Origin of the sequence: Photobacterium sp. MCCC 1A19761 (genome assembly GCF_037389125.1) — a bacterium.
Classification (GTDB): Bacteria; Pseudomonadota; Gammaproteobacteria; order Enterobacterales; family Vibrionaceae; genus Photobacterium.
In genome coordinates, this window is the sequence record NZ_JAZGTF010000027.1 from 90994 (window position 1) to 97581 (window position 6588).

The window sequence follows — 6588 nt, forward strand, 5'->3', positions numbered from 1 at the left end:
ACCTTAAAGAGCAAGCCCGCAAGATGTGCGGGCTTTTACTTCTTTAAAAATCGTTGATGAATCAGGCCGGACGCCCCTCACCGAACTTCGGCAGCGGGTCCTGAAGTTCATTCCCCCCCCAACGCAGTCGCTGGCTGGGATAAGAGAACTGTTATAAGTGAATGACTTTATGGCAAAAGTCTCATTTCATGAATTGCGCTCATGCGCAGAAGGCATTAGTCTAAAGTATTCACTCAATGGTCAACATTGAGTCATTGAACCAAGATGTTCAGGGAAAGAACATCCGCAGTACAGGAACACTATTTTGAAAGGATTCGGATTCGATCTCCGGGCGCTGGAGGTCTTTGTCACCACCGCCCAGGCCGGCAATATGACGCTGGCCGCGAACCAGCTCAGACTCACCCAATCTTCAGTCTCGCAAACCATCTCCGCCCTCGAAAACAATCTCAATGTTGCGCTGCTCGATCGCAGTGTCCGCCCGATGGAGCTCACCGTAGCTGGCCGGTATTTTTATGATCAGTCGTGTCATTTGCTGTCGCAGGCCGAGAAAACCCACCAGGTGATGTCGAAAGGTGATTTTCAGAAACTCCACCTGCTGCGCGTCGCCATGGTGGACTCCCTGGCGACCTCGCTGGGCCAGCCGCTGGTCGAGGTCATCAAACGGCATACCGAAAGCTGGACCATCAGCACCGGGCGCTCCCACATGCATGCCCAGGCCCTGCTGACCCGACATGTCGACATCATTATTTCTGATGATGCCCTGGAAGATAACGCTTTTCTCAGCCGTCACCGAATTCTGCGCGAGCCCTTCGTGCTGGTGGTGCCCAGCCGGTTGGCCAAGTCTTATCCGTCATTCCATCATCTGCTGCGTGAGCTCGATTTTGTCCGCTATACCAGCGATTCCCTCATCGGAACCACCATTGAACGCTACCTGCGGCGGCTGGATGTCAATGCCCCTTCGCATATGCAGCTGGATAACACCTTCGCCGTGCTCTCCAGTGTCGCCGCCGGTTTAGGCTGGACCATCACCACCCCGCTTTGCCTGTTTCAGAGCGGCTTAACCCGCGACAAACTGGCCTGCCTGCCGCTCCCGGCAGATGAGCCCCTGCATCGTAATCTGACCCTCGTGAGCCGCCCCAACGAGCTGGGGAAACTCCCGCAAATCCTCGCCGGAGACAGTCGCCAAATCATGACCGAAAAATTTCTGCCGGTGGTATTACGCGAGCTGCCCTGGCTTGAAAAAGAGCTGTCTGTCGGCTAATCCCTTCCCAGCAGAAGTGCTGATACACAGCCGTCCGGGGCACTTCTGCTCATCACTATTAAAAAAATTAATATCTCATTGTTAGCGTAATTAATTGTTGTTGCGGTCAATAGAGCGCCGCCTTTATGTTAAGAACTTGTAACGCGAAGTGCGATTGACTCCATTCACCGTTCATAAGGAAATGTTATGTCTAACAGCAATAACCGAGCAGTCGAAAGTGAAGCAGGGACTGACGACTATCTGAGTAAGCGTCAGTTAAAAAAAGGCGTGGCCGGCTGGGTCCTTCTCGCCAGCCTCGGTGTCTCTTACGTGATTTCCGGTGATTTCGCCGGATGGAACTTTGGTCTGGAACGCGCAGGATTTGGGGGCATGCTGTTAGCCACCATCATCATGGGCTTGATGTACATGTGTCTGGTTCTCAGCCTGGCTGAAATGTCATCCTCCATCCCGACCGCCGGGGGCGGCTACAGTTTTGCCCGTCGTGCCCTGGGTCCGCTGGGGGGCTTTCTCACCGGCACCGCAATCCTGCTGGAATACGCCATTGCCCCGGCCGCCATTGCAATTTTCATTGGCGGTTACGTCAACGAGCTGATCGGCATCGACGGCCCAGTGGTGTATGCCGGGTTTTACTGCGTCTTCGTCGGGATCCACCTCTGGGGTGCCGGAGAAGCGCTGCGCATTATGATGGGGATTACCGTGCTCGCCGTCATTGCGATTATCGTGTTTGTCCTGGGGATGTTGCCGTATTTTGATGTCAATAACCTTTTCACCATCCCAGCAAACCCGGATGTCGCCGGTGCCAGTGCTTTTCTGCCTGAAGGGTATGTCGGGATCTGGGCCGCATTGCCATTTGCCATGTGGTTGTTCCTCGCCGTGGAAGGGGTGCCGCTGGCCGCTGAAGAAGCGAGTAACCCAGCCAAAGATATGCCGCGCGGCATTATTGCTTCGATGGTCATTCTGCTGATCTTTGCCGCCGCGGTCCTGTTCCTGGTGCCGGGTGGTGCGGGGGCCGAAGCCATGAAATCACACAGTGCGCCGCTGGTGGGGGCTTTGCAGTTTGTCTACGGTGCCGATTCCATGGCCGCCAAGTTTGTCAACATCGTCGGCCTGTTCGGTCTGATCGCCAGCTTCTTCTCCATCATCTACGCCTACTCGCGTCAGGTGTTTGCCCTGTCCCGCGCCGGCTACCTGCCCCGCTTCCTGTCGCTGTCAGGTGAGCGCAAGGTGCCGGTCTGGGCGTTGATTGTCCCGGGGATCCTCGGCTTTCTGCTTTCGCTGACCGGCGAAGGCGATCTGATGATCACCATGGCTGTCTTCGGTGCCACAGTTTCTTACGCGCTCATGAGCCTGTCGCACATCATTCTGCGCCGTAAAGAGCCACAGCTGGCGCGTCCGTACAAAACACCGGGCGGTACCCTGACTTCAGGCATTGCGCTGGTGCTGTCACTGATTGCCCTGGCATCGACCTTCGTGGTCAGCACCCAGGCAGCACTATGGTCAGCCCTGTTCTATGTCGTCATGCTGACTTACTTCCTGCTCTACAGCCGCCACCGCATCGTGGCCAACGCGCCGGAAGAAGAATTTGCCCTGATTGCCAACGCAGAATCAGAGCTGAGTTAATCCAGAACAACACACAACAACATCAAATTAAGGCGCGACGGATTGAAATCGCAAACAAAAAACTTTCGTGCTCGCGCCTTCACCAACAGTCACACCGGCTCAGGAACGAGCCCTCAGAACGATAGAGGTACACATGGAACCAAGAAACGTAAAGACAATCGCAGATGCGATGGCAATTGTGGAAGAGCGCCAACTGACCCATATTAAAGTCGGGATCTTTGATAACGACGGGATCATGCGCGGCAAGTATATGTCGAAGGCCAAGTTCTTCTCTTCCCTGGAAAACGGGTTCGCGTTTTGTGACGTTGTTTTAGGGTGGGATTCCAAAGATCAGCTGTACGACAATACCCAGTACACCGGCTGGCATACCGGGTATCCGGATGCCCCGGTACGCATTCTGCCGCACACCTGCCGTGAGGTATTTGAAGAAGACGGTATGTTGCTGTTTATCGCCGAGTTCGACGGCGAAGCCGCCAAGGTCTGCCCGCGCGGTGCCCTGAACCGCATCCTGGAAAAAGCAGACGGCATGGGCTTTGAAGCCTTTGCAGCGCTGGAATATGAATTCTTCATGTTTAATGAAACCCCGCATTCGGCGCGTGAGAAAGGCTTCCGTAACCTGCAACCGATCACCCCGGACTGGTTCGGCTACTCGATGATCCGTAACTCCGTCCATGCCGACCTTTACCAGGCGATTCTGGGCATGGCCGAGCAAATGGACTTCCCGATTGAAGGGATTCACTCCGAAACCGGACCGGGCGTACTGGAAGCAGCCCTGGCCGTCGACAGCGCCGCCTCTGCCGCTGATAAAGCCGCCCTGTTCAAAACCTTCATGAAGGTCCTGGCGCAGAAACGCGACCTGATGGCCACCTTCATGGCCAAATGGTCCGGTGACTACCCGGGCCAGAGCGGACATATCCATGTCTCGCTGAAAAACAAAGACGGCTCTTCAGCGTTTTACGACAGCTCGCAGCCCAACACCATGAGCAAGCTGCAGCGCCACTTCCTGGCCGGGCAGCAACGCCTGATGCCGGAATTCCTCTGCCTGATTGCGCCGACGATCAACAGCTACACCCGGATGATCCCCGGCTTCTGGGCGCCGACCCACGCGACCTGGGGGATTGAGAACCGCACCACGGCCCTGCGCGTGATCCCGGGGTCAGAAAAATCCCAACGGATCGAGCACCGCCTCGGCGCTGCCGATGCCAACCCGTATCTGTCGCTGGCCGCTGCACTCGCTTCCGGCCTGTACGGCATCATGCAGGAGTGGGAACCGGGCGAGCAGGTGATCGGCAATGCCTATGATCAGCAACATGCGCCAGAATTAGAATTACCACGCACACTGTGGGAAGCCGCGCAACGCTTCAAGCAATCCGAGGCCGCCCGAACCATGTTCGGCGATGAATTCGTTGATCACTTCGCCGCCAGCCGGGAGTGGGAAGAGCGCGAATTCAGAAAGCATGTCACCGATTGGGAAATGGACCGTTACTTCGAAATCATTTAAGGAAGCGCATCATGACAACCATGCAACACACAGTCTCGCCGGTGGACAGCAGCGTGTATGTCAGCCGTGAGCTGGCAACCCAACCCGAAATTCAGCGCACGCTGGCCAATGCCCAGCGCGCACAAAAAAGCTGGGCGGCCACCGCCCTCGCCGAGCGTCAGGCGATTTGCAGCAAAGCTGTCGACTGGTTTGAAGCCCATAAAGATGAAATCGGTCAGGAGCTGACCTGGCAAATGGGCCGTCCGATCCGCTATACCGCCGGTGAAGTCGGCGGTCTGGCCGAGCGAGCCCGCTATATGATCGAAGCTAGCGAGCAGGCCCTTGCGCCGCTGACGCTGCCGGAAAAACCCGGCTTCACCCGCTACATCAAGCGCGAGCCGGTTGGCGTGGTCTTCGTGATCGCCCCCTGGAACTATCCGTATCTCACGGCGGTCAATGCCATTGTCCCGGCACTGCTGGCGGGCAACAGCGTGGTGCTGAAGCATTCGGCGCAAACCCCGTTGTGTGCCGAACGTTTCGTTGAGGCGTTCAAAGCCGCCGGACTGCCGGACGGCGTGTTCCAGTACCTGCATCTCAGCCATGATGACACCCAATCCATCATCCAGTCCGATGACGTCAATTACGTGGCGTTCACCGGCTCGGTTCAGGGCGGTGCCCATGTCGAGCGCGCCGCCGCCGGTCGCTTTATCGGCGTCGGGCTGGAACTGGGCGGCAAAGACCCGGCCTATGTGCGTGAAGATGCCGATCTGGATGTCGCTGTCGAAACCACCATTGACGGTGCATTCTTTAATTCAGGCCAGTCCTGCTGCGGGATTGAGCGCATTTACGTGCATCACAGCCGCTATGATGCGTTTGTCGACAAAGCCGTCGCCCTTGTGAAGCAATACAAACTCGGCCGCCCGGACGATCCGGAAACCACGCTGGGTCCGGTGGTTCGAACCGGTGCCGCCGATTTCGTTCGTGGCCAGATCAAGGACGCGGTGGCTCAGGGCGCGATTGCTCACATCGATGAAGCCCACTTCCCGGCCAGTGAGTCCGGTACACCATATCTGGCACCGCAGGTGCTGACCAACGTTAATCACAGCATGCGGGTGATGCATGAGGAATCATTCGGCCCGGTGGTTGGGATCATGAAGGTCGACAGTGATGCGCAGGCGATTGCATTGATGAACGACAGTGATTTTGGCCTCACCGCCAGCATCTTTACCAGCGACATCCCCACTGGAGTCACTCTGGGCGAGCAGTTAGAAACCGGCACTTTCTTTATCAACCGGTGCGACTACTTGGATCCGGCGCTGGCCTGGACCGGGGTGAAGCAATCCGGCCGCGGTTGCACCCTGTCGCAGCTCGGCTTTGATGCCTTTACCCGGCCGAAGTCATTCCATATCAAGCAGCTTTAATCACGTTCGGTCTCGCTTAAGCAAAGCAACTGAAACAAAAGACCGCAAAATAAGATGATCAAATAAGCCGCCGTGTTGACACCGTGTCAGCGCGGCGACAAGGAGAGCCTCATGCAATTGCAAGGAAACTGGAACTATCCGACCGCCATCTCCGTGGGCGAAAACAGCCTGAGTCAAATCGGGCAGGCCTGCCGACAATCCGGGATCACCAAAGCCCTGCTGGTCACCGATCCGGGGCTAGCCGAGCTACCAATGGTTACCACCACCGTCGCCCTGTGCCGTGAAGCTGGGATTGGCTGCGAGATTTTCAGCCGCGTCCAGGGCAACCCGACCGGCGAGAACGTCGAGGATGGCCTGCAAGTCTACCGCCAGGGTGGCTTTGACGGGGTCATCGCTTTTGGTGGCGGCTCCAGTCTGGATGCCGCCAAAGCCATCGCCCTGATGGCTGGTCAATCCCTGCCTCTATGGGCGTTTGAAGATATCGGCGATAACTGGCTGCAAGCCGATGAAGCCGGGATCTCACCGGTCATCGCCGTTCCGACCACCGCCGGCACCGGCTCTGAGGTCGGTCGTGCGTCGGTGATCACCGACACCCAGAACCACGTCAAAAAGATCATCTTCCACCCCAAAATGCTGCCGGTGAAAGTGTTGCTCGACCCGCAAGTGACCACCGGCTTGCCGCCGCATATCACTGCCGCCACCGGGATGGATGCCCTGTCGCATAACCTCGAAGCCTTCTGTGCCACCAGCTATCACCCGATGGCCGAAGGGATCGCCCTTGAGGGGATCCGCCTGATTAAAGACTA

Annotated in this window: 5 protein-coding genes; all 5 read left to right on the forward strand. The window is 57.1% G+C overall.

Annotated features, from left to right (window positions below; all coding sequences use genetic code 11):
• Window positions 1-304 precede the first annotated feature (304 nt).
• Window positions 305-1261 (forward strand): LysR family transcriptional regulator, encoded by a 957-nt coding sequence (locus VV869_RS19835; RefSeq protein ID WP_337736657.1) that lies wholly within the window; start codon window positions 305-307, stop codon window positions 1259-1261.
• A 186-nt stretch (window positions 1262-1447) separates the two neighbouring features.
• Window positions 1448-2881, forward strand: a complete 1434-nt coding sequence (gene eat / locus VV869_RS19840; protein WP_337736658.1) for an ethanolamine permease — start codon at window positions 1448-1450, stop codon at window positions 2879-2881.
• 133 nt (window positions 2882-3014) lie between these two features.
• Window positions 3015-4382 (forward strand): glutamine synthetase family protein, encoded by a 1368-nt coding sequence (locus VV869_RS19845; protein ID WP_337736659.1) that lies wholly within the window; start codon window positions 3015-3017, stop codon window positions 4380-4382.
• A gap of 11 nt (window positions 4383-4393) precedes the next feature.
• The gene (locus VV869_RS19850) at window positions 4394-5782 is read left to right on the forward strand and encodes an aldehyde dehydrogenase family protein (RefSeq protein ID WP_337736660.1); all 1389 of its coding nucleotides are present in this window, start codon (window positions 4394-4396) and stop codon (window positions 5780-5782) included.
• Window positions 5783-5893: 111 nt separating this feature from the next.
• Window positions 5894-6588: iron-containing alcohol dehydrogenase (locus VV869_RS19855; protein ID WP_337736661.1), on the forward strand; the 695-nt coding region annotated here is incomplete at its 3' end.

What these genes read in the sequence shown, in the direction of transcription:
- eat (WP_337736658.1), top strand. Translation starts at nt 1,448, where the DNA reads ATGTCTAACAGCAATAACCGAGCAGTCGAAAGTGAAGCAGGGACTGAC.
- VV869_RS19845 (WP_337736659.1), top strand. Translation starts at nt 3,015, where the DNA reads ATGGAACCAAGAAACGTAAAGACAATCGCAGATGCGATGGCAATTGTG.
- VV869_RS19850 (WP_337736660.1), top strand. Translation starts at nt 4,394, where the DNA reads ATGACAACCATGCAACACACAGTCTCGCCGGTGGACAGCAGCGTGTAT.